Consider the following 21,901-nt stretch of genomic DNA (forward strand, 5'->3'; position numbering starts at 1 on the left):
TGGTTATATGGTTAGACGTTGTAGTTATAAGTCGGGTCAGCCATGAGCCGAGAGACCAGCCCAGCGCTGTCGCCTTCTAGCCCGGGCGAGGCGTCCATGAGTGCATCCAGCACGGTTTTGCCGGCGTTGAACTCCACGCTCCTGCATCAGCCGAGCGCTCAGTCAAACTCGGCGAGTGGCTTATGGTCATATCCTAAGACGCTCGAAGTGCCTTGACGGACTGATGTCCGCAAGTCGCCCGCAGCTCGATCGCTTGTACGCCTCCATAGGTTGCGGCGGGCGATAACCATCATTCGGGGCATCACTCATGGCAAGCACTCAAAGCGCCGCAGCGACGCTACGCGCGGCATGGATCGCGCACGCTCGGGCAAATCCCATCGTCACGCTTGGCCTGATAGGTACAGTGCTGGTGGTCGTATCGTTGTCGGTCGCGAGTGGCTATAACGCATTTCAGAACGGCAACGAGAGCAATGTCCGCTACGCCTTGCTCGGTGGTAGTGCGGGTTTCGTCGCCACGGCGTTGGGCGCGCTGATGGCGGTCGTGCTGAACAACATTTCCACGCGGACCCAGGACAGCATGCTGGGCTTTGCGGCCGGCATGATGCTCGCGGCCAGTTCGTTCTCGCTGATTCTCCCGGGGCTGGCCGCGGCCCGTGAGTTGTTCGACAGCGGCGTGCTGGCGGCATTGACCGTCGTGGCTGGGCTCGGAATCGGTGTGCTGCTGATGCTCGGGCTGGACTATTTCACGCCGCACGCGCACGAGAGTGCCGGCGCCTTTGGGCCGAACCACCAGCGCATGAGCCGGGTCTGGCTATTCGTGTTCGCCATCGTTCTGCACAACGTTCCGGAGGGCATGGCCATCGGCGTGAGTTTCGCCAACGGCGATCTGAACGTCGGTCTGCCGCTCACGACGGCAATTGCCATACAGGATATTCCCGAAGGGCTGGCCATCGCGTTGGCCTTGCGAACCACCGGGCTCTCCGCCTGGCGATCGATTGTGGTCGCTGCTGCGTCCGGCTTGATGGAGCCGCTCGGTGCTCTGGTCGGGCTGGGCATATCCAGCGGACTGGCCGTTGCCTACCCGATCAGTCTCGGATTGGCCGCCGGCGCGATGATCTTCGTGGTTTCGCACGAGGTGATTCCCGAAACCCATCGCAACGGCCACCAGACCCCCGCGACGGTCGGGTTGATGGGCGGTTTCGCGGTCATGATGTTTCTCGATACCGCGTTGGGTTAGGCGCCTTGCATCGGCTTGATGGTCGCGTGAATGAGTTGTTGCTCGCTCGCCAGGCCGTCACGCGTGGTGGCGACCTGGGTGAGAGCGATGGGTTGCTATAGCTGCTCGAGCAGCCGCCGTGCGGCTTCCTGGCCGCTGAGCCACGCGCCTTCGACGCGCCCTGAGAGGCACCAGTCTCCGCACGCATACAGACCGAGATGGGCATCGGCGAGCGCACCCCATTCATGGGACTGGGTCGGGCGCGCGTAGAGCCAACGATGTGCGAGGGTGAATTCCGGCGCGGGCACCACGCAGTCGATCAGCTCGGCAAAGGCACCGAGCAGTTGCTCGACCACCAGTTCGCGGGACAGGTCCAGATGCTGCCGGCTCCATGCGCTGCTGGCATGCAGGACCCAGGTGTCCAGCGAGCCTTCGCGCCCCGGCTTGCTGCGGTGGCGCGCCAGCCAATCCAGCGCATCGTCCTGAACGAAACAGGCCTCGAGCTGGGTGTCCAGCGGTGTCGGAAAACCCAAGGCCACGGACCAGGTGGGCTCCATGGCCACGCTGGCGGCAACGGCGGCCAGCTTTGGTGCCGAGGCCAGCAGGGCGCTGGCTTGGGGCGCCGGGATTGCAATGATCACCTGACTGTAAGGGCCGTGGTTGTTGCCTTCGGCATCGACCAGCGTCCAGTACTCCTCCCCCCGAAACGCCTCGGTGACGCGGCACGACAGCTTGGCTGGCAGCTCGCCGAGCAGCCCGGCGGCGATCGCACTCATACGTGGCGCGCCGACCCAGCGTACTTGCTCGTCCGCCGAAGGCGACAATTGGCCGCCGTGGGACTGGTAGAGATTGGGTGACCATTCGCCAACCCAGCCGGCGCTTTGCCATTGCCGCACGGCCTCGGTAAAGCGCCGGTCACGTGCAGTGAAATACTGGGTGCCAAGGTCAAGGTGGCCGGCGTCGCTGCGCTTGCTGGACATACGTCCACCAAGGCCGCGGCTCTTGTCGAACAGCTGGACGGACTGTCCGGCCGCATGCAGAGCCTGCGCCGCGGAGAGTCCTGCAATGCCGGTGCCGACGATGGCGATGGGAGCTTTGCTCATGCTTACCTCTTTCGATAGCGCCGCCAGACTCCGCTGCACGACAACTGCGCTGGTTCGTTCGGTCCTGGTGCCGCGTTCCGGAGGAAAACGGCCATGCTTTTAGCACTCCTTATCCTCAAACAGACCGTAGGTTTTGCATAGGGGTTCGGGTCGATAGAAGCTGCAAGGTGACATAATTTTCAGCCAGGCTGACGGGCGGTGGGGGTGCACCGTGTGACCCCCTCTCGATCGGAGAGAGGCGTGCGCTGGCCGCCATCGCTGGCGTCCGGATGTGGTATGGGTAGTTGGCCGCGCATCGACGGCACATGAAATCGAAACAAGCGGCACTCATTGTGTTCGGTTCGGCCGGGCCTATCGCGTTCGGCTTCGGCGTTGCCCGTGGGCGTCACCCGTCCGGCAAGCTATCCCGGTCGCACTAATCCCCGACGGCTCAATGCGTTAGCGCATCAAGGATTGGTTGTAAGTTAGGAATAAGCCGGTACAATGGCGCCGCTCGCCGCCAGGCGGGTTTTGTTATGGTGGGCCCTTCCGGTCCCCCCGCAACGATCAGCCGTGAACCCGGTCAGGCCCGGAAGGGAGCAGCCGCAGCGGTGACATTGTGTGCCGGGGTGTGGCTGGTAGGGTTCACCTCCATAACGTCTTACTATCCCCCTTTTGTTTGTCGCCCTGGTGCCCTAGGCTCCGGCGAATAGTCGTGCCTGCCGTTCGCACGGCCATCACGCTTGTATTCCGTTGTCGCTGCGCGGCGAGAGCAGGGGGCGGGCGAAATCTTTCAGAGGAGCATTGGTTTGTCGGTCAGAGCGAGCTGGGACATCTTCTGCGTCGTTGTCGATAACTACGGCGACATCGGTGTGACCTGGCGCCTGGCGCGGCAGCTGGTGGCCGAGCATAACCAGCGGGTGCGGCTGTGGGTGGACGATCTAGACACCTTCGCCCGGCTTTGCCCGGGTACCAGCGCCACGGCTGCTCAACAGTGGCATGAGGGCGTCGACGTGCGCCACTGGGCTCCGGACTGGCCGGGCGCTGAGCCGGCAGATGTGGTGATCGAAGCCTTCGCCTGCCAACTGCCTGCTGCCTATATCGAGGCGATGGCCCGTAGCGAACGCCGTATCCTCTGGCTCAACCTGGAATACCTCAGCGCCGAGGATTGGGTGGTGGGCTGCCATGCGTTGCCTTCGATGCAGCCCGATGGCTTGCAGAAGTACTTTTTCTTTCCTGGCTTCGAGCAGGGCACAGGTGGCTTGATTCGCGAAGGCGATCTGCTGGCGCGGCGCGAGGCCTTCCAGCGTGATCCGGCGATGCGCGAAGCCTTTTTGCAGGGCTTCGATCTAAGCGTGCCGCCGGGAGTGCGCACGCTCTCGCTGTTCGCTTACGAAAATCGCGCGGTCGCCGGCTGGCTCGACGCACTGGCCGCCGACTCGCAGCCGTCACTCCTGTTGGTGCCCGAAGGGCGTGTGCTCGGTGACGTGGCGAGCTGGCTGGGCCTGGATGCGCTCAGCGCAGGCGACCGCCATGCCCGTGGTGCGCTGCAGGTCGCGGTGCTGCCGTTCATGACGCAGAATCAGTACGACATGCTGCTATGGTGTTGTGACTTCAACGCGGTGCGCGGCGAGGAGTCGTTCATCCGTGCGCAATGGGCGGGTCGGCCACTGGTCTGGCACATTTATCCGCAGGAGCAGGACGCTCACTGGGACAAGCTCAACGCCTTCCTCGAGCTTTACCTGCACGACCTGGACCCCGCTCCAGCCGCTGCGTTGCGAGGGTTCTGGCACGCCTGGAACGCAGGGGAGGGGAGCGCCGCGGCCTGGTCCGCGTTGCTCGCGCACGAGGCTGAGCTGCGCGCGCATGCCGAGCGCTGGACCCACAAGCAGGTCGCCAATGGCGATCTGGCTGGAAAGCTGGTGTTTTTTTACACAGATTGGCTATGATACGCGGCCTGTTTTTTGTCTCTAATTCCATTCGGATGTTCGTATGAAAACCGCACAAGAGTTCCGTGCCGGCCAAGTGGCCGTTATCAACGGCGCACCCTGGGTCATCCAGAAAGCCGAGTTCAACAAGTCCGGTCGTAACAGTGCCGTCGTCAAGATGAAGCTGAAGAACCTGCTCAACGGTTCCGCTACCGAGACCGTGTACAAGGCCGATGACAAGCTGGAGCCGGTAATTCTCGAGCGCAAGGAAGTGACCTATTCCTACTTCGCCGACCCGCTCTACGTCTTCATGGACGAAGAGTTCAACCAGTACGAAATCGAAAAAGAAGACCTCGAAGGCGTGATGACCTTCATCGAAGACGGCATGACCGATGTCTGCGAAGCCGTTTTCTACAACGACAAGGTGATTTCGGTTGAACTGCCGACCACCATCGTTCGTGAAATCGTCTACACCGAGCCGTCCGTACGCGGCGACACCTCCGGCAAGGTCATGAAGACCGCCCGCCTGAAGAACGGTGCCGAGCTGCAGGTTTCCGCCTTCTGCGAAATCGGTGACTCGATCGAAATCGACACCCGTACCGGCGAGTACAAGTCCCGTATCAAGGCCTGATCCAGGCTATCGCGGACACCCCGGCCCGATGCCGGGCGACTCGATGACAAACCCCGCCCTGTGCGGGGTTTTGTTTTCTGGACCTCAGTAAATTGCCGCGGGTCGCGGCTCCCACAATCGGTGGCTCGGTACGCGCTGTGGCTTTCTTGTAGGAGCCCCGACCGCGGAGCGAAGCTTTTGCTCCTGAGCGGGCCGCAAGCCCGCATTCGCCGCGGGTCGCGGCTCCCACACAAGGCGGCTCGGTGCGCGCTGTGGCCTTCTTGTAGGAGCCCCGCCCTCGGGGCGAAGCGTTTGCTTTTGAGCGGGCCGCAAGCCCGCATTCGCCGCGGGGTCGCGCCTCCTACAAAAGCGGCTCGGTACGCGGTGGCTTTCTTCGTAGGAACCCCGCCCGCGGGCGAAGGTTTGCATTTGAGCGGGCCGCAAGCCCGCATTCGTCGCGGGTCGCGGCTCCCACAAAGGCGGCTCGGTGCGCGTTGTGGCGTTGTTTGTAGGAGCCCCGCCCTCGGGGCGAAGCTTTGCATTTGATCGGGCCGCAAGCCCGCATTCGCCGCGGGTCGCGGCTCCCACAAAAGGTGGCTCGGTGCGCGTTGTGGTGTTGTTTGTAGGAGCCCCGCCCTCGGGGCGAAGTGTTTGCTTTTGAGCGAGCCGCAAGCCCGCATTCGCCGCGGGTCGCGGCTCCCACAAAAGGTGGCTCGGTACGCGCTGTGGCGTTCTTGTAGGAGCCCCGCCCTCGGGGCGAAGCTTTTGCTTTTGCGCGGGACGCAAGCCTGCATTCGCCGCGGGTCGCGGCTCCCACAATCGGTGGCTCGGTACGCGCTGTGGCTTTCTTGTAGGAGCCCCGCCCTCGGGGCGAAGCTTTTGCTTTTGCGCGGGACGCAAGCCTGCATTCGCCGCGGGTCGCGGCTCCCACAAAAAGCGGCTCGGTACGCGCTGTGGCGTTGTTTGTAGGAGCCCCGCCCTCGGGGCGAAGCGTTTGCTGTTAAGCGGTGAGCTCACGTTCGCTCCTCAGCCGCCCCAGATCCAGCCCACCAGCAGGTAGCAGAGCAGGGTGACCAGTACGACGCCAAACAGGTTCAGGGCAAAGCCGGCTTTGATCATGGCCTGGATCGGCAGTTGGCCGGTGCCGAACACGATGGCGTTCGGTGGCGTGGCCACTGGCATCATAAAGGCACAGCTGGCGGCGACGGCGGCCGGTATCGCGAGCATTTCGGGCGACATGCCCTGCGCGACAGCCAGTGCACCCAGCAAGGGTAGGAAGGCGGCTGCCGTTGCGGTGTTGGAGGTGATCTCCGTGAGAAAAATGATCACCAGCGCAACCAGCCCTATCATCAATACCAGCGGCAGGGCCTCGAATACACCCAAGCCTTCAGCGATCCATTCGGCCAGGCCCGATGCACCAATGACGCCTGCCAGCGACAGCCCGCCACCGAACAGCAGTAACACGCCCCAGGGTGCCTTATTCGCCTGCTCCCAATCCATCAGGAAGACCCGTTCACGCAGATCCACCGGGATCAGGAACAATGCCAGGGCAGCGGCGATGGCAATACTGGTGTCATTGACGCCTTCCACGTAGTCGGCGAGCAGCGGCTGTAGAATCCACGCGGCAGCGGCCAGCATGAACACCGCCGCGACCAGCTTTTCCGCTCGGGACATGGGGCCCAGCGCGGCCATTTCGCTTTCCAGCAGGTTGCGGCTGTCACCGCCGGCGAGCTTGAAGCCGCCACGCGTCAACCACCACCAGATGAAGACCAGCATGCCGACACTCAGCGGAAGCCCCAGCAACATCCACTGGCCGAAACCGATCTGTACGTCATAGTTGTCCCGCATGAACGCAGCCAGCAGCGCGTTCGGCGGTGTGCCGATCAGCGTGGCGATGCCGCCGACACTGGCGGCATAGGCGATTCCCAGGAGCAGGGCGATGGCGAAGCGCCCGCCTTCCTTTTCGTCGCTGCCGGCCACCAGCAGACCGATTACCGACAGGCCGATGGGCAGCATCATGATGCTGGTTGCCGTATTGCTGACCCACATGCTGATGAACGCCGTGGCGATCATGAAGCCGGCAATCTGCCGGCTGGGCTGGTTGCCCACGGCCAGTAGCGTCGCGAGGGCGATCCGCCGGTGCAGGTTCCAACGCTGCATGGCCAAGCCGAGCACGAAACCGCCGAAGAACAGGAAGATGGTCGGGTTGGCATAAGGCGCCGTGGCCTTGGCCAGGCTATCGATACCCAGCAGCGGAATCAGCAGGATCGGCAATAGCGAAGTTGCAGGGATGGGGATCGCCTCGGTGGACCACCAGATCGCCATCAATCCGGCCAGTCCCACCGTCAGCCAGGCTTCGTTCGACAGGCCGCCCGGCGGGGAGGTCAGCAGGCAGGCAAGCAACAACAAGGGGCCGAGCGCCAGTCCAATCCAGGCGGCCAGAACAGCGCCTTTGCTTTTAGACGATTCAGTCATGGCAGGCAAAATTCCTTTACGACAGCTAGCAAGGTGCCCAGGCCCGCGCCAGCGACGTGCCCGGCTTCTAATACGCCGACCCGAGGCGGTGCTGTTCGTTCGATATGGCTATTCAGCGGACGTTGGAATAGCAGCGCCGTAGTGCGGCTAGCGGTCGAAGTGCCCTGGCAATTCACACAACCGTAAAGGTGAGCTTTTGCGCCCAAGGGCTCGTCTGCCGAGCCTTTGGGCGAGCGGGCGGACAAGCGTCAGCTTGGGCGCACCTGCTTCAGCGTCTCGGCAATCAAAAATGCCAGTTCCAGCGACTGATCGGCATTGAGGCGCGGATCGCAATGGGTGTGGTAGCGGTCGGAGAGACCGTCCTCGGTGATCGGGCGCGAACCGCCGATGCACTCGGTGACGTTCTGCCCGGTCATCTCGATGTGAATGCCGCCCGGATAGCTGCCCTCGGCGCGGTGCACCTCGAAAAACTGCCGTACCTCGGCCAACACTCGTGCAAAGTCTCGCGTCTTGTAGCCGCTGGAGGCTTTCATGGTGTTGCCGTGCATCGGATCGGAACTCCACAGCACGTGCCGGCCTTCGCGCTGCACAGTCTGGATCAGGCGTGGCAGGCCGTCTTGAACCTTGTCGGCGCCCATCCGCACGATGAGGTTGAGGCGACCCGGATCGTTGTCCGGATTGAGGATATCGATCAGGCGGATAAGCTCTTCACTGTCCATGCTCGGGCCGACCTTCACGCCGATCGGGTTACCCACGCCACGCAGGAACTCCACGTGGGCGCCGTCCAGCTGTCGCGTCCGGTCCCCGATCCACAGCATGTGCGCCGAGCAGTCGTACCAACCACCGCTGAGGCTGTCCTGACGAACGAAGGCCTGCTCGTAGTTCAACAGCAGCGCCTCGTGGGCGGTGAAGAAATTTGTCTCGCGCAGCTGCGGCGCGTTGCCCATGCCGCAGGCTCGCATGAATCTCAGCGCCTGATCGATCCTCGCGCCCAGTTGGTGGTACTTCTCGGCCATCTGCGAGTTGGCGATGAAGTCGAGGTTCCATTGATGCACCTGGTGCAGGTCGGCAAAACCGCCCTGGGCGAATGCACGTAGCAGGTTCAGGCTGGCCGTGGACTGGTGATAGGCCTGCAGCAGACGCTCCGGGTCCGGCACGCGGCTTTTCTCATCGAAGCCGATGCCGTTGACGATATCGCCGCGGTAAGCGGGCAGGGTGACGCCATCGATGGTCTCGTTGCCGGACGAGCGCGGCTTGGCAAACTGCCCCGCCATGCGACCGACCTTGATTACCGGACAGCCCGCAGCAAAGGTCATCACCACCGCCATCTGCAACAGCACCTTGAAGGTGTCGCGGATCTTCGGTGCGGAGAACTCGGCGAAGCTTTCAGCGCAATCGCCGCCCTGCAGCAGAAAGGCACGGCCCTGGGTGACCTCGGCAAACTGTCGGCGCAGCTCCCGTGCTTCACCGGCGAAGACCAGTGGCGGCAAGCTCGCCAGGGTGTTTTCTACACGCTGCAGATGCGCCGCATCCGGGTATTCGGGCTGTTGCTGGATGGGTTTGGCTCTCCAGCTGGTGGGGCTCCAGGCGTGGCTCATGGCAGTCGTGTCCGTCCGAAAAAAGTGCGCCGATTTTACCTGATGCGCTCCCTCGGCGCTGATAGCCGTTGCCAATCGGGCTGGGTAAGATGCACCGACCGGTTTGGAGTGAGCGCAATGGATAAGCAGGAAGTGTTGCTGGCCGAAGTAAAGGATGCGTTTGGCCTCATCCGGGTGCTGGAGGTCGGCGACTATCGTTTTCTCGAGTTCGGTGCGGCGGTCGAGCAAAGCTGTGTCTTCACGCGGGATCCCAGCTGGCTGGAGTATGACTACACGCGCGCCATGCTGATGGGCGGCCTGATGCATGGCGCGCCGGAGACCGCGCTTTTTCTTGGCCTGGGTGCCGGCACCCTGACCCAGGCGTGTCTGGAGTTCCTGCCGCTGGAGGACGTCGAGGCCATCGAACTGCGCCCGGACGTGCCGGACCTGGCGATGCGTTACCTGGGTTTGCAGAACGATTCGCGGCTTTATATTCGTATTGGCGATGCGGTGGAGTTGCTCGATTCGGCCGAGACCGCCGACCTGATTTTCGTCGATCTCTATACCGATGTGGGCCCGGCGGCGGCACACCTGGCGTGGCGCTTTCTCGAACGCTGCCAGCAGAAGCTGAATCCGGACGGCTGGCTGATTATCAACCAGTGGGGCACCGATGAAGACAAACCGCTCGGCGCGGCGCTGCTGCGCGGGCTGTTTCATCGTCACTACTGGGAGTGCCCGGTGAAGGAGGGCAATGTCGTGCTGTTCGTGCCCGCGGATCTCGACCAAAGCCTCGATGTCGCCGCCTTGCGTGAACGCGCCGCAGCCCTGGCGCCACGCCTGGGTTATTCGCTGGATTCGCTGATCGATGCACTACGCCCTGCGAGCTAAGCGACATAATCCCGCTCGGACCCGCTTTTGTGGGAGCCGCGCCCCGCGGCGAAAACAAACTCCCTGCCGGCGCAGAGCAAAAGATTCGCCCCGAGGTCGGGCCTCCCCAAAAAAGCAAAAGCTCACACCCATAGCCTGCACGGACCCGCTTTTGTGGGAGCCGCGCCCCCGCGGCGAAAGCAAACTCCCTGCCAGCGCAGAGCCAAAAGCTTCACTCCGAGGTCGGGCCTTCCATAAAGAAAACAAAAGCTCACAGCCATAGCCTGTACGGACCCGCCTCTTGTGGGAGCCGCGCCCCCGCGGCGAAAACAAAACTTCCTGCCAGCGCAGAGCCAAAAGCTACGCCCCGAGGTTGGGCCTCCCACAAAAACAAAAGCTCACAGCCATGGCCTGCACGGACCCGCTTCTCCCCCGCACGGACCCGCTTCTTGTGGGAGCCGCGCCCCCGCGGCGAAAGCAAACTCCCTGCCGGCGCAGAGCGAAAAGCTTCGCCCCGAGGTCGGGCCTCCCACAAAACAAAAGCTCACACCCATAGCCTGCACGGACACACTCCCGCCGGCCCCGAACTTAACCTCCAAGACAAAATGCACGCACAGCTTCACAGAATTCCGGTATAGTACGCGCCGGCTGAAACCCAGCCTGCGTTCAGGTACTGCAACACACGAAGCGCTGCTTCGGCTGCTGTCCGCTTCTCGCGGCTGTCCTTGACGATTCATCATTCATTACGTTTTCGCAAACCCCGCCGACCAGGCTGCCAGGGTGACCTTCGGGTTTTGCATGGCATGCGCAGCTTCGGAACATGGGTCTTTGCGGAGCATCAGGAAAAGACCCATGACCCAGGAAATCGGCGGCTTTGCCGCACTCGGTATTCATCCCTCCGTACTCGCTGCAGTCATCGCAGTCGGCTACGAAGAGCCTTCGGCGATCCAGAGCCAGGCTATTCCGGTAATTCTCGGCGGCCACGACATGATCGGCCAGGCCCAGACCGGTACCGGCAAGACCGCAGCCTTCGCGCTGCCCATCCTTTCCAAAATCGACCCGGCCAAGCGCGAGCCGCAGGCGCTGATCCTCGCACCCACTCGCGAGCTGGCCCTGCAGGTCGCCACCGCATTCGAAACCTATTCCAAGCAGATGCCTGGCGTCGGTGTCGTCGCCGTCTACGGCGGTGCTCCGATGGGCCCGCAGCTCAAGGCCATCCGCCAGGGCGCGCAGATTATCGTTGCCACCCCTGGCCGTCTGGTCGATCACCTGAGCCGCAACAGCGCGCTGCTGTCGACCATCCAGTTCCTGGTGCTCGACGAAGCCGACGAAATGCTCAAGCTGGGCTTCATGGACGACCTCGAAGTGATCTTCGAAGCCATGCCGGAAAGCCGCCAGAGCGTACTGTTCTCCGCAACCCTGCCGCACTCCATTCGCGCCATCGCCGAGAAGCACCTGCGCGAGCCGCAGCACATCAAGGTAGCCACCAAAACGCAGACCGTTGCTCGTATCGAGCAGGCGCACCTGATGGTCCACGCCGATCAGAAGATCCCCGCCGTGCTGCGTTTGCTCGAAGTCGAAGACTTCGATGCCCTGATCGCCTTCGTACGCACCAAGCAGGCCACCCTAGATCTGGCCGCCGCGTTGGAAGCCAAGGGCTACAAGGCCGCCGCACTGAACGGTGACATCGCACAGAACCAGCGCGAGCGCGTCATCGAATCGCTCAAGGATGGTCGCCTGGACATCGTCGTCGCCACCGACGTCGCCGCTCGCGGCCTCGACGTGGCGCGCATCACCCACGTATTCAACGTGGACATGCCCTACGATCCCGAGTCCTACGTGCACCGTATCGGCCGTACCGGTCGTGCCGGCCGGGAAGGCCGCGCGCTGCTGTTGGTTACCCCGCGTGAGCGCCGCATGCTGCAAGTCATCGAGCGCGTGACCAACCAGAAGGTCGCCGAGGCGCGTCTGCCGAACGCCCAGCAGGTTCTGGATGCACGCATCAAGAAGCTCACCAACAGCCTGTCGCCGCTGGTGGCTGATGCCGAAGCCAGCCACGGAGAGCTGCTCGACAAACTGGTTGCGGACATTGGCTGCACGCCGCGTGCCCTGGCTGCCGCTCTGTTGCGTAAAGCCACCAACGGTCAGGCGCTGACTCTCGCGGAAGTCGAGAAAGAGCAGCCGCTGGTCCCGACCAGTGGTCCACGCGAGCGCTCCGATCGCCCCGAGCGTAGTGGTGATCGCGAGCGTCGTGCGCCGATCCCTCTGGCCGAAGGCCGCGCACGCTGCCGTACCCCGCTGGGTGCACGTGATGGCATCGCTGCACGCAATCTGCTCGGCGCCATCCTCAACGAAGGCGGCCTGGCCCGCGAAGCGATCGGCCGCATCCAGGTGCGTGACAGCTTCAGCCTGGTCGAACTGCCGGAAGAGGGCCTTGAGCGCCTACTCGGCAAACTCAAGGACACCCGCGTCGGCGGCAAGCAGCTCAAGCTGCGTCGCTATCGCGAGGATTGATCGTCCATAGGTGATCCGAAAGGGTGGGCTTGATAGCCCACCCTTTTTTATTTCCCCAAGTGCCATTCGCCCCGAGGTCGGGGCTCCCACAAACCAAATCCCGTCCAGGCCATGTAGGAGCCGCGCCCCCGCGGCGAATGCAGCTCGCAGGGCTGCCAAGCAAACCGAGCCCCACCTTCGCAAGCCCGACCCAACGGTTCCCGTGGGAGCCGCGCCCCCGCGGCGAATGCAGACCGCAGGGCTGCCAAGCAACCCCAGCCCCATCTTCGCAAGCCCCGACCCATCGGTTTCTGTGGGGGCCGCGCCCCCGCGGCGAATGCAGCCCACAGAGCTGCCAAGCAACCCCAGCCCCATCTTCGCAAGCCCCGACCCATCGGTTTCTGTGGGAGCCGCGCCCCCGCGGCGAATGCAGCCCGCAGGGTTGCCAAGCAAACCGAGCCCCACCTTCGCAAGCCCCGACCCATCGGTTCCCGTGGGAGCCGCGCCCCCGCGGCGAATGCAGCCCGCAGGGCTGCCAACAACCTCAACCTACAACCAAGCCGCATCCCAGTGCGGATAGTCGCCAATCCGTTCCACCAGCCCGGCCCTCAGCGGGTTCGCGACGATGTATCGCGCTACCGACTTCAGGTCCTCCTCACGCCGTAGCGCTCGGTCATGAAATCCGGCCTGCCAGATTGAACGCCCGATATGCCTCGCCGAGATCGATTTGACTCGCCCAACGAGCTGGGGCAGCGTGCCTTGCTCCAGCTGGACCAGCCAGTGAAGATGGTCAGGCATTACAACGAAAGCCCATGTCTTACTCGTGCCCCTTGCTTCGTCGGATTGCATGGTGCGAATCAGCGCTCGTGCCGCGGCCATGTCACGAAAAGCAGGCCGTCGATCCTGAGCGACAGTCGTGACCAGATAGACCTGACCCAGGACGGAGCAGCGGCCCTTACGAAGCCGGCTCGATGCGAAATAAGCGTCCATGCTCTTTCTCCTTGTTCGTTTACCCCGCAGCTTAACGTTGATGCGTGTCGACGTTAGCGATCCGTTGCCCACCATCCGGCATCGGTCAATCGTGAAAACGCTTCGCCCCGAGGTCGGGGCTCCCACAAACCAAACTCCGCCCCGTCCGCCTTGTGGGAGCCGCGACCCCGCGGCGAATGCAGCCCGCAGGGTTGCCCTGGTGGTTTCAGATCCACCTCCGCAAGCCCCGACCCACCGGTCTTTGTGGGAGCCGCGACCCTGCGGCGAATGCAGCTCGGCTGCCCTGTTGGTAGCAGACCCCGCCTTGGCAAGGCCCCAACCCGACCGGTATTTGAAGGAACCGCGCCCTCGCGGCGGATGCAGGCCACAGGCCTGCCGCTTCAAAAAGCTTCGGCCCGAGGTCGGGCCTCCCACAAAACAGCCCTGCCGCACGAAACCTGGCAACCTCATGCTTCGCCGCTTCGAAAATCCTGACCCAAACGTCCAGGCTGTTCAAACCTTGAACAACATGCTACAAACGATCGCAACCCAAATGATCTAGCCGCTTGAAAACGAAGGGAAAACCATGACCAAGTCGGAGTTGATCGAGCGTATCGTCACCCAACAAGGGCTGCTTTCGTCCAAGGATGTGGAGCTGGCAATCAAGACCATGCTCGAGCAAATGGCCCAAGCACTGGCGACCGGAGACCGCATCGAAATCCGCGGTTTCGGCAGTTTCTCTCTCCATTACCGCGCCCCGCGCGTCGGCCGTAACCCCAAGACTGGCCAATCCGTTCCGCTCGACGGTAAGTTCGTCCCGCATTTCAAGCCGGGCAAAGAGCTGCGGGATCGGGTAAACGAAGACGAGTAATCCGTTATCTAGGGTCATCCTCATACTGGCGGTGCGACGGATCAAAAGCTGTTAAAAATCATCAGCTCGCCTGAACTTGTGGTCTGCGATATGGACTAATCCCGGTTCGCTTATTTGCAATGAAGCGCGTCCATAACAAGGAATTGGGGAAAACCGTGCAGCACCAAACCTCTACATCCGAAGAAATAGATCTGGTTGAGCTGTTTCGTGCGCTTTGGCGGCAGAAACTGCTCATCGTCGGTGTGACGCTCATCGTCACGCTTATCGCTGCAGCCTATGCTTTCCTCGCAACGCCCTATTACGAAACCAAGACCTACCTACGGCCCGTCCCGCACAGCAGCCTCGATCAGCTCAACGAAACCGGCATCTATAAGCTCACCCCCGAGGAAGCGATCAATCGGGTGGCAAGCGGACTTTCGTCCTACGACAACCGGCTGGAGTTCTTCCTGAATCATCAGGAGCTTTTCCAGAACATTCCCCAGCAAGGGGATTCGCCTGAACAGACCTTCGCTGAATTCAACGAAAAAGCATTCGAAATGCTATTCCCGGACCCGAAGCGTACCGATAACCGCAGCGCGTTCGTCGGCCTCAAGTTGACCTACCCGCAAGGAATGGAAGGCGCATCGGTCGTGAATGATTTCGTTACCTATGTGCTGGAGCTCGAGCGTCGCGAAATCGCCGATGACCTCGAAAGCCTGATCGGCAACCGCCTGGCCAGCCTGGAAATGAATATGGAGGCGCAGCGCGCGAGCTATAACGCCTCCAAGGAGGCGAAGATCGCGACACTGCTAGAAGAAAGCGCACTTAAGCGCGCCCAGCTCAAAGATGAGCTTAAAGCTTTACGTGAAGAGCTGAAAACGCGCCGAACCAACCGTATCCAGGAGCTGAGCGAGGCCATTTCGATCGCCGAGTCCTTGGGGATTCGCACACCCACGACGCCGTCGGCCATGGCCGAGACAACTCGCGGGGGCGCGCAGGTCATTCGGACTGAAGTCACCAACCAGGAAATGCCGTTGTATTTCATGGGGACCGAGGCGTTGATGGCGGAGCGGGATGCACTGGCCAATCGCAAATCTGATGACTTTATCGAGCCTCGTATCGCTGACATCCAGTCCGAGCTGGCGATGCTGGAAAACAATCGTGAAGTCGAAATTCTCAAAGAGCGGGAAAGCGAAGATCTCTACCTCACCAACTTGGCCGAGCTGCGAGAAGAGGCCGCTCGTTTGAAAGGGATCAAGCTCGATACCGAGCGGCTGCGACTGGTTCGGCTCGACCAGCCGGCGTTGCAGTCAACCAACCCTGTAAAGCCAAAGAAGGCGATGATCCTCGCTTTAGGCCTTGTACTGGGCGGAATGCTCGGCGTATTTATCGCGCTGATTCGCAGCCTGGTAAACCGCAGCTCCGATCCTCAGCCGATTTACCGATAGTCAATTCCAATCCCTGGGGCGCTCTTCTGTCGGGAGTGCGCCCCTGCGGCGAATGCAGGCCGCAGGCCTGCCGCTCCAAAAACTCGCCCCAACGCGGACCTCCTAAACATTCCAGCAGCCCGCACGAACCCGCCTTTATTGTAGGAGCCGCGCCCCCGCGGCGAACGCAGCCCGCAGGCCTGCCGCTCCTGAAACTCGCCCCAACGCGGGCCTCCCGCCCATGCCAACAGCCACACGACCCCGTTTTTTTGTAGGAGCCGCGCCCCCGCGGCGAACGCAGCCCGCAGGCCTGCCGCTCCAAAAACTCGCCCCAACGCGGGCCTCCCGCACATACCACAGCGCGCACGGCCCCGCCTTTTTTGTAGGAGCCGCGCCCCCGCGGCGAATGCAGGCCGCAGGCCTGCCGCTCCTAAAACTTCGCCCCTATGCGGGCTTCCCGCACATACCAACAGCCCGCACGAACCCGCTTTCTGTAGGAGGCGCGCCCCCGCGGCGAATGCAGGCCGCAGGCCTGCCGCTCCTAAAACTTCGCTCCAATGCGGGCCTCCCGCACATACCAATAGCCCGCACGAACCCGCTTTCTGTAGGAGGCGCGCCCCACGCCGAACGCAGCTTTCAAGAACAGCCAAATCTAGCAAGGGAGAACCGCCGGTCGGGTGTGGCATCTGGCAGCAGCTCTATAACGGTCGCTCCGCTTGTTTTTTGTGAGCTAGGTGGCAAAATAGCGGCCCGCAAAACGTAAGGGAACTTACCTGCTTTTTCGCGGTCGCTGCCTCCCTGCGCTGCACCCTGCCGCGCTGCACACCGAAGAAACGGAATTCAACGTGAACGCTGTCACTACGCCACAAGCTCTAACCCCGGTTGCCTCTGAAGAAATCGATCTGGTCCAGCTGGTCAGTGCGTTATGGAAGCAAAAGACGCTGATCATCGCCGTTACCGTCCTGGCTGGCGTGATAGGGCTCGCCTACGCCTTGTTCGCAACACGCTATTACACCGTGCAAAGCGTGCTGCGTCCGGCAGCGATCAAAGATCTCGATGAACTCAATCACCTGGGCGTCTATAAACTGTCACCCAAGCAAGCGTTGGCGCAGGTGGGAACAGAGCTGGATTCCTACGAAAATCGCTTGAGCTACTTTCGTGACAATCAACAACTCTTCGCCGAGCTGGCCCAGCCCGGTCGCAGCCTCGAGCAAACCTTTGAAGCGTTCAATGACGAAGCCTTCAAACTGGTGCAGCCCGACCCCAAAAAGAATGAGGGCACCACACCCTTCGTCGGCATCCAGCTGACCTATCCGGAAGGCGTCAACGGCGTACAAGTGGTCAATGGTTTCGTTCAGTACTCGCTCGATAGCGTACGTACGCAGGTCGCCGCCGACCTCGATACCCTCATCGGCAACCGCCTAAGCCAGCTGGAAAAGAGCATGGCCGCCGCCCGGGCCAATTATGAGGCGAGCAAAGAAATCAAGATCGCTAAGCTCAGCGAGGCTGACGCGCTCAAGCGCGCCCAGTTGAACGATGAGCTCTCAGCCCTGCGGCAGCAATTGAAAACTCGCCGCGACAACCGCATCAATCAGCTTAACGAAGCAATCCGCATCGCCAGTTCGCTGGGTATCACCAAACCCACCACCCCGTCGTCGCTTGGCGCAGCCGAAATCACCAGTCAAGGCAGCGTCATTCGTACCGAGGTCAACAACCAGCAGATCCCGCTCTACTTCATGGGCAGCGATGCGCTGGAGGCGGAGCGTAAGGCACTGCTTGCCCGGCGCTCCGACGACTTCACCGAGCCGCGCATTGCCCAGATTGCGCGCGAACTCAAACTGCTGGAGCACAACCGCCAGATCGAAGTGCTCAACAGCCGCGAAAACGAAGACCTGTTCCTCAAAGACCTCGCCGCCTGGCGCGAGGAGGCCGCTCGTTTGCGTGCCCTGCAATTCGATACCGAATCGCTCAAGCTGGTCTCCATCGACCAAGCTGCGGTTGAGCCGAGCCGACCAATCAAACCCAAGAAAGCCCTCATCGTAGCGCTCGCGCTAGTGCTTGGCGGCATGCTCGGTTTGTTCATCGCACTGGTGCGAAACCTGCGTCGTCCGGTCGTCCGGATCTGACCATCCATCCGTCGGAACGCTGCTGGCGACTCAGCAGCTCCGAAACTCGTTAGAATCCCCGCTTTATTTTTTGCAGCGGGCGCGCGACTAGTTTGTCGCGCGCATTGGGTGACATTGTTAAAGGACTAACCATGAGCTATCCACAAATAGAACATCACGGCGCTAAGGACGGCGTTACCGGCTCCTGTCACCAATTGCGCATGAATGCGACCACCAGCCTGCTGATCGACTGCGGGCTGTTCCAGGGCAACGACGCATCGATCCCTGGCAAACCGGGCTCGGATCGGCTAGCCATCGAATTCCCGCTGGATACCATCAAAGCGCTGGTCGTTACCCACGTGCACATCGATCACGTTGGGCGCATTCCCTACCTGCTCGCAGCGGGCTTCGAAGGTCCCATTCTCTGCAGTGAACCCTCAGCGAAACTGCTGCCGATCGTGCTTGAGGATGCGTTTAAGCTCAGCTTTAGCCGTGATCACGCGCAGATCGAAAAATATATCCGCCTCGTCGAGCAACGGATCATCGCTTTGCCGTACCAGCACTGGTTCACCCTGGACGATAGCAACGGTCTGCTGGCCCGCATACGGCTACAGCGCGCCGGGCACATACTCGGCTCGGCCTATGTCGAAATCGACCTCAACTACCCGCAAACAGGGGAGGGCAAGCGCGTCGTCTTTTCCGGCGACCTCGGCGCACCGCATGCCCCCTTCCTGATGCCGCCCGAATCCCCAGAGCGCGCCGACATCCTGGTGCTCGAAAGCACCTACGGCGACCGCCTCCACGAAGACCGCAGCACCCGCCGTCAGCGACTCGAAGCCGTTATCGAACAGGCCCTGGAAGACCAGGGCACCGTGCTGATCCCCGCGTTCAGCATCGGCCGCACCCAGGAACTGCTCTACGAGCTCGAAGACATCATTCAGAGCAAGCAAGGACCGGCCGCGGACCTGTTCCCTCTCCCCCCCGAGGAGAGGGCTAGGGTGAGGGGAGATGCCTGCGACGAAGCCCCGGCCACCTCCGATATGCCCCTTCTCCCCGCTGGGGAGAGGGCTGGGGTGAGGGGAGCGGCTAGCCCCGAAGCTCCGTCTGACTCCGACCAACCCCCTCTCCCCTCAGGGGAGAGGGTTGGGGTTAGGGGAAAGGCCCGCGACGTAGCCCTGGCCAGCTCCGATATGCCCCCTCTCCCCTCAGGGGAGAGGGCTGGGGTGAGGGGAACAGAGCCCAGCGCTAAGGCCAAGCCTCACACGGAACCCAACTGGCCCGAGCTCCCGATCATCCTCGATTCGCCGCTCGCGAGCCGCTTCACCGAGGCCTATCGAAACCTCAAGCCGTATTGGAACCAAGAGGCCCGCGAACGCATCCAATCCGGGCGCCGCCCGTTGGCCTTCGAACAACTGGTCACCATCGACAGCCACAGCGACCACCAAAGCGTCGTCAACCACCTTGCTCAGACTGCACGCCCAGCCATCGTCATTGCCGGTGGCGGCATGTGCAGCGGCGGTCGCATCGTCAATTACCTCAAAGCCATGCTCGGGGATAGACGGCATAACGTTTTGTTTGTCGGCTACCAGGCCAAGGGCACGCCCGGGTATGAGATCCAAACCTACGGACCCAAGGGCGGCTATGTGTATCTGGACGGCGAACGCATTGACGTGCGCGCAGGGATTGCCAGCATAGGTGGCTACTCGGCGCATGCGGATCAGAAGGGGTTGGTAGAATTTGTGACCGGGATGCAGGACTGGCCGGGGGAGATTCGGGTGGTGCATGGGGAGCAAACGTCCAAGCAGGCGTTAGGTGCTCAGTTGCGCAAGCAATACGACCGATTGAATCGTCCGCTAGAAATGGTGGGGTGAGTAATCCTTAGGCTTAGCGTTACCAGCTCTTACTTCAGAAATTGTATTTAGATGGATGTTGCATATGCTCACCTTGCAAGAAGTAAAACTCGCCATTATCGGGCTCGGCTATGTAGGCCTTCCGCTTGCCGTTGAGTTCGGTAAGTGTCGCTCTGTGGTGGGCTTCGATATTAATCACTCGCGTATCGATGCATTGAAGGCTGGCCATGACGCCACCCTGGAGGTCAGCGATGACGAGCTGAAAGAGGCGGCTCAGCTTGTCTACAGTGCCAGCCTCGACGATCTGAAAAGCTGCAACGTATTCATCGTTACCGTCCCTACGCCCATCGATGAACACAAACAGCCCGATCTCACACCGTTGATCAAGGCTTCCAAAACCATCGGTTCGGTTTTGAAAATAGGCGATATCGTCATATATGAGTCCACCGTCTACCCAGGCGCCACCGAGGAAGATTGCGTTCCCGTGCTCGAAATGGTTTCTGGCTTGAATTTCAATGCGGACTTTTTTGCAGGCTATAGCCCTGAGCGCATCAACCCAGGAGACAAGGAACACCGTGTCACCACGATCAAGAAGGTCACCTCGGGCTCGACTCCGGCAGTGGCTGAACTGGTCGACGCCTTGTACCGGGAAATCATTATCGCCGGCACTCATAAAGCTAGCTGTATCAAAGTTGCCGAAGCGGCAAAGGTAATCGAGAACACCCAGCGTGACCTTAATATCGCCTTGATCAACGAGCTGGCAATCATCTTCAACCGGATGGGTATCGATACCGAAGCCGTGTTGCAGGCGGCTGGAACAAAATGGAATTTTCTACCTTTCCGGCCAGGGCTCGTCGGGGGCCATTGTATAGGCGTTGATCCCTACTACCTGACACATAAAGCGCAAAGCATCGGTTATCACCCTGAGATCATCCTTGCAGGCCGCCGGCTTAATGACGGTATGGGCGCCTACGTGGTTTCCCAGCTGGTCAAGGCCATGCTAAAGCGCCGCATCCATGTAGATGGTGCCCGCGTGCTGGTGATGGGGCTGGCTTTTAAGGAGAACTGCCCCGACCTGCGTAATACGCGAGTGGTGGACATTATTAGTGAACTGGCGGAATACAACATTCAGGTCGATGTCTATGACCCATGGGTGTCAGCTATGGAAGCCCAGCACGAGTATGGAATTACGCCAATTACCGAGCCGGCCGTCAATGCCTATGACGGTATTGTCCTGGCCGTGGCTCACAACGAATTCCGTATGCTTGGCGTTGAAGCTATCCGAAAGTACGGAAAGGCCGCGCATATTATTTACGATTTAAAGTATCTTTTGCGTGCTGAGGAAGCAGATCTGCGCCTTTAGTTGAGTGCGGACCCTGTGCCGGAGCTTTCGGGGCTATCCCTTTCAATAGATTTATGAGCACGTTATGACTCGTTACGAAACCTTGTTGCAGGAACTTCCGAATAACCCTAGAACCTGGCTTATCACCGGGGTTGCGGGGTTTATTGGCTCAAATTTGTTAGAAAAATTGCTTAAGCTCAATCAGCGCGTGGTTGGCTTGGATAACTTCTCAACTGGGCATCAACGGAATCTAGCTGAGGTTAGTGGTCTTGTGTCCCCAGGGCAGTGGGCCAATTTTAAGTTTATAGAAGGCGATATCCGTGTCTTGGATGACTGCCGTCAGGGCTGCGAGGGGATTGATTACGTTCTTCATCAAGCTGCGCTCGGGTCGGTGCCGCGTTCCATAAGCGATCCGATAACCACCAACGGTACCAACATTGATGGTTTCCTGAATATGTTGGTAGCGGCACGTGACGCCGGCGTAAAAAGCTTCACATACGCCGCAAGCAGCTCTACATATGGTGATCATCCGGGGTTGCCTAAAGTTGAAGGTGTGATTGGAAAGCCATTGTCGCCCTACGCAGTAACGAAATATGTAAATGAACTTTACGCCACGGTGTTTGCAAGTACTTATGCGTTTAACACCGTTGGCTTGCGTTACTTCAACGTATTTGGAAAGCGTCAGGATCCCAGCGGCGCATATGCTGCGGTAATTCCAAAATGGACCGCTGCAATAATTCAAGGAAAATCCATAACGATAAATGGAGATGGCGAAACCAGTCGTGACTTTTGCTACGTAGACAATGCCGTGCAAGCTAACATATTGGCGGCGACGGGCAGCTCTCGCTCGAAGAATGAAGTTTATAATGTCGCAGTAGGGGATCGTACTTCGCTGAACCAGCTTATATGTTACTTAAATGATATTTTGGGCCGGAAAGGTTTTTCTCAAAAAGCTCAAGTGATGCACGGCGATTTTCGCACTGGAGATGTTCGCCACTCATTAGCTGATATTACTAAAGCGCAGCGTTTGCTAGGTTATGAGCCAAGCTGGAATGTCCGTGAAGGGCTAGAGGTGGCTTTGGATTGGTACATCGAGCAGTACCGATAAAT

General features: G+C 60.8%; 15 protein-coding genes and 1 other RNA gene. 12 read left to right on the plus strand and 4 right to left on the minus strand.

What is annotated here, in order from left to right; all coding sequences use genetic code 11:
- Positions 1-307: 307 nt before the first annotated feature.
- A complete protein-coding gene (locus KCX70_RS08585) occupies positions 308-1,237 on the plus strand; it encodes a ZIP family metal transporter (RefSeq protein ID WP_212619905.1) in 930 nt (309 codons plus the stop codon).
- A gap of 95 nt (positions 1,238-1,332) precedes the next feature.
- Here KCX70_RS08585 and KCX70_RS08590 read toward each other — a convergent pair whose 3' ends face one another.
- Positions 1,333-2,319 (minus strand): NAD(P)/FAD-dependent oxidoreductase, encoded by a 987-nt coding sequence (locus tag KCX70_RS08590; RefSeq protein ID WP_212619906.1) that lies wholly within the window; start codon positions 2,317-2,319, stop codon positions 1,333-1,335.
- Between the two features lie 526 nt (positions 2,320-2,845).
- Between KCX70_RS08590 and ffs the strand changes: the two genes are divergently transcribed.
- The 3 genes from ffs (at position 2,846) to efp (ending at position 4,857) form a co-directional block, all read left to right on the plus strand.
- An RNA gene (ffs, locus tag KCX70_RS08595) (signal recognition particle sRNA small type) lies at positions 2,846-2,942 on the plus strand.
- 165 nt (positions 2,943-3,107) lie between these two features.
- On the plus strand, positions 3,108-4,247 hold the full coding sequence (gene earP, locus KCX70_RS08600) for an elongation factor P maturation arginine rhamnosyltransferase EarP (protein ID WP_212619907.1): 1,140 nt from the start codon (positions 3,108-3,110) through the stop codon (positions 4,245-4,247).
- 43 nt (positions 4,248-4,290) lie between these two features.
- Positions 4,291-4,857, plus strand: a complete 567-nt coding sequence (gene efp / locus KCX70_RS08605) for an elongation factor P (protein WP_212619908.1) — start codon at positions 4,291-4,293, stop codon at positions 4,855-4,857.
- Positions 4,858-5,862: 1,005 nt separating this feature from the next.
- Here efp and KCX70_RS08610 read toward each other — a convergent pair.
- The gene (locus KCX70_RS08610; protein WP_212619909.1) at positions 5,863-7,311 is read right to left on the minus strand and encodes an SLC13 family permease; all 1,449 of its coding nucleotides are present in this window, start codon (positions 7,309-7,311) and stop codon (positions 5,863-5,865) included.
- Positions 7,312-7,559: 248 nt separating this feature from the next.
- On the minus strand, positions 7,560-8,909 hold the full coding sequence (locus KCX70_RS08615; RefSeq protein ID WP_212619910.1) for a class II 3-deoxy-7-phosphoheptulonate synthase: 1,350 nt from the start codon (positions 8,907-8,909) through the stop codon (positions 7,560-7,562).
- Between the two features lie 117 nt (positions 8,910-9,026).
- Here KCX70_RS08615 and KCX70_RS08620 point away from each other — a divergent pair, with 117 nt between their 5' ends.
- Both KCX70_RS08620 and KCX70_RS08625 read left to right on the plus strand, forming a co-directional pair.
- Positions 9,027-9,776, plus strand: coding sequence for a spermidine synthase (locus tag KCX70_RS08620; RefSeq protein WP_021210186.1), 750 nt, complete (start codon positions 9,027-9,029; stop codon positions 9,774-9,776).
- An 831-nt stretch (positions 9,777-10,607) separates the two neighbouring features.
- On the plus strand, positions 10,608-12,269 hold the full coding sequence (locus tag KCX70_RS08625) for a DEAD/DEAH box helicase (protein WP_102846123.1): 1,662 nt from the start codon (positions 10,608-10,610) through the stop codon (positions 12,267-12,269).
- Between the two features lie 528 nt (positions 12,270-12,797).
- On the opposite strand, the gene KCX70_RS08630 is transcribed toward KCX70_RS08625, so the two are convergent.
- Entirely contained in the window at positions 12,798-13,238 is a 441-nt protein-coding gene (locus tag KCX70_RS08630; protein ID WP_212619911.1) for an REP-associated tyrosine transposase, read from the minus strand.
- Positions 13,239-13,803: 565 nt separating this feature from the next.
- Here KCX70_RS08630 and ihfB point away from each other — a divergent pair.
- From ihfB to KCX70_RS08660, 6 genes are all read left to right on the plus strand, one after another.
- On the plus strand, positions 13,804-14,088 hold the full coding sequence (ihfB, locus tag KCX70_RS08635; RefSeq protein ID WP_019340642.1) for an integration host factor subunit beta: 285 nt from the start codon (positions 13,804-13,806) through the stop codon (positions 14,086-14,088).
- Between the two features lie 119 nt (positions 14,089-14,207).
- Positions 14,208-15,515 (plus strand): Wzz/FepE/Etk N-terminal domain-containing protein, encoded by a 1,308-nt coding sequence (locus tag KCX70_RS08640; protein WP_212619912.1) that lies wholly within the window; start codon positions 14,208-14,210, stop codon positions 15,513-15,515.
- A gap of 824 nt (positions 15,516-16,339) precedes the next feature.
- Positions 16,340-17,620, plus strand: coding sequence for a Wzz/FepE/Etk N-terminal domain-containing protein (locus tag KCX70_RS08645; protein WP_212619913.1), 1,281 nt, complete (start codon positions 16,340-16,342; stop codon positions 17,618-17,620).
- A 131-nt stretch (positions 17,621-17,751) separates the two neighbouring features.
- Positions 17,752-19,470, plus strand: coding sequence for an MBL fold metallo-hydrolase RNA specificity domain-containing protein (locus tag KCX70_RS23260; RefSeq protein WP_249121720.1), 1,719 nt, complete (start codon positions 17,752-17,754; stop codon positions 19,468-19,470).
- 64 nt (positions 19,471-19,534) lie between these two features.
- Positions 19,535-20,812, plus strand: coding sequence for a Vi polysaccharide biosynthesis UDP-N-acetylglucosamine C-6 dehydrogenase TviB (gene tviB, locus KCX70_RS08655; protein WP_212619914.1), 1,278 nt, complete (start codon positions 19,535-19,537; stop codon positions 20,810-20,812).
- Positions 20,813-20,876: 64 nt separating this feature from the next.
- Entirely contained in the window at positions 20,877-21,899 is a 1,023-nt protein-coding gene (locus KCX70_RS08660; RefSeq protein ID WP_212619915.1) for an NAD-dependent epimerase/dehydratase family protein, read from the plus strand.
- Positions 21,900-21,901 lie beyond the last annotated feature (2 nt).

Source organism: Stutzerimonas stutzeri (assembly GCF_018138085.1).
Classification (GTDB): Bacteria; Pseudomonadota; Gammaproteobacteria; order Pseudomonadales; family Pseudomonadaceae; genus Stutzerimonas; species Stutzerimonas stutzeri_AI.

What these genes read in the sequence shown, in the direction of transcription:
- KCX70_RS08585 (WP_212619905.1), top strand. Translation starts at nt 308, where the DNA reads ATGGCAAGCACTCAAAGCGCCGCAGCGACGCTACGCGCGGCATGGATC.
- KCX70_RS08590 (WP_212619906.1), bottom strand. Translation starts at nt 2,319, where the DNA reads ATGAGCAAAGCTCCCATCGCCATCGTCGGCACCGGCATTGCAGGACTC.
- efp (WP_212619908.1), top strand. Translation starts at nt 4,291, where the DNA reads ATGAAAACCGCACAAGAGTTCCGTGCCGGCCAAGTGGCCGTTATCAAC.
- KCX70_RS08610 (WP_212619909.1), bottom strand. Translation starts at nt 7,311, where the DNA reads ATGACTGAATCGTCTAAAAGCAAAGGCGCTGTTCTGGCCGCCTGGATT.
- KCX70_RS08615 (WP_212619910.1), bottom strand. Translation starts at nt 8,909, where the DNA reads ATGAGCCACGCCTGGAGCCCCACCAGCTGGAGAGCCAAACCCATCCAG.
- KCX70_RS08620 (WP_021210186.1), top strand. Translation starts at nt 9,027, where the DNA reads ATGGATAAGCAGGAAGTGTTGCTGGCCGAAGTAAAGGATGCGTTTGGC.
- KCX70_RS08625 (WP_102846123.1), top strand. Translation starts at nt 10,608, where the DNA reads ATGACCCAGGAAATCGGCGGCTTTGCCGCACTCGGTATTCATCCCTCC.
- KCX70_RS08630 (WP_212619911.1), bottom strand. Translation starts at nt 13,238, where the DNA reads ATGGACGCTTATTTCGCATCGAGCCGGCTTCGTAAGGGCCGCTGCTCC.
- ihfB (WP_019340642.1), top strand. Translation starts at nt 13,804, where the DNA reads ATGACCAAGTCGGAGTTGATCGAGCGTATCGTCACCCAACAAGGGCTG.
- KCX70_RS08640 (WP_212619912.1), top strand. Translation starts at nt 14,208, where the DNA reads ATGAAGCGCGTCCATAACAAGGAATTGGGGAAAACCGTGCAGCACCAA.
- KCX70_RS23260 (WP_249121720.1), top strand. Translation starts at nt 17,752, where the DNA reads ATGAGCTATCCACAAATAGAACATCACGGCGCTAAGGACGGCGTTACC.
- tviB (WP_212619914.1), top strand. Translation starts at nt 19,535, where the DNA reads ATGCTCACCTTGCAAGAAGTAAAACTCGCCATTATCGGGCTCGGCTAT.
- KCX70_RS08660 (WP_212619915.1), top strand. Translation starts at nt 20,877, where the DNA reads ATGACTCGTTACGAAACCTTGTTGCAGGAACTTCCGAATAACCCTAGA.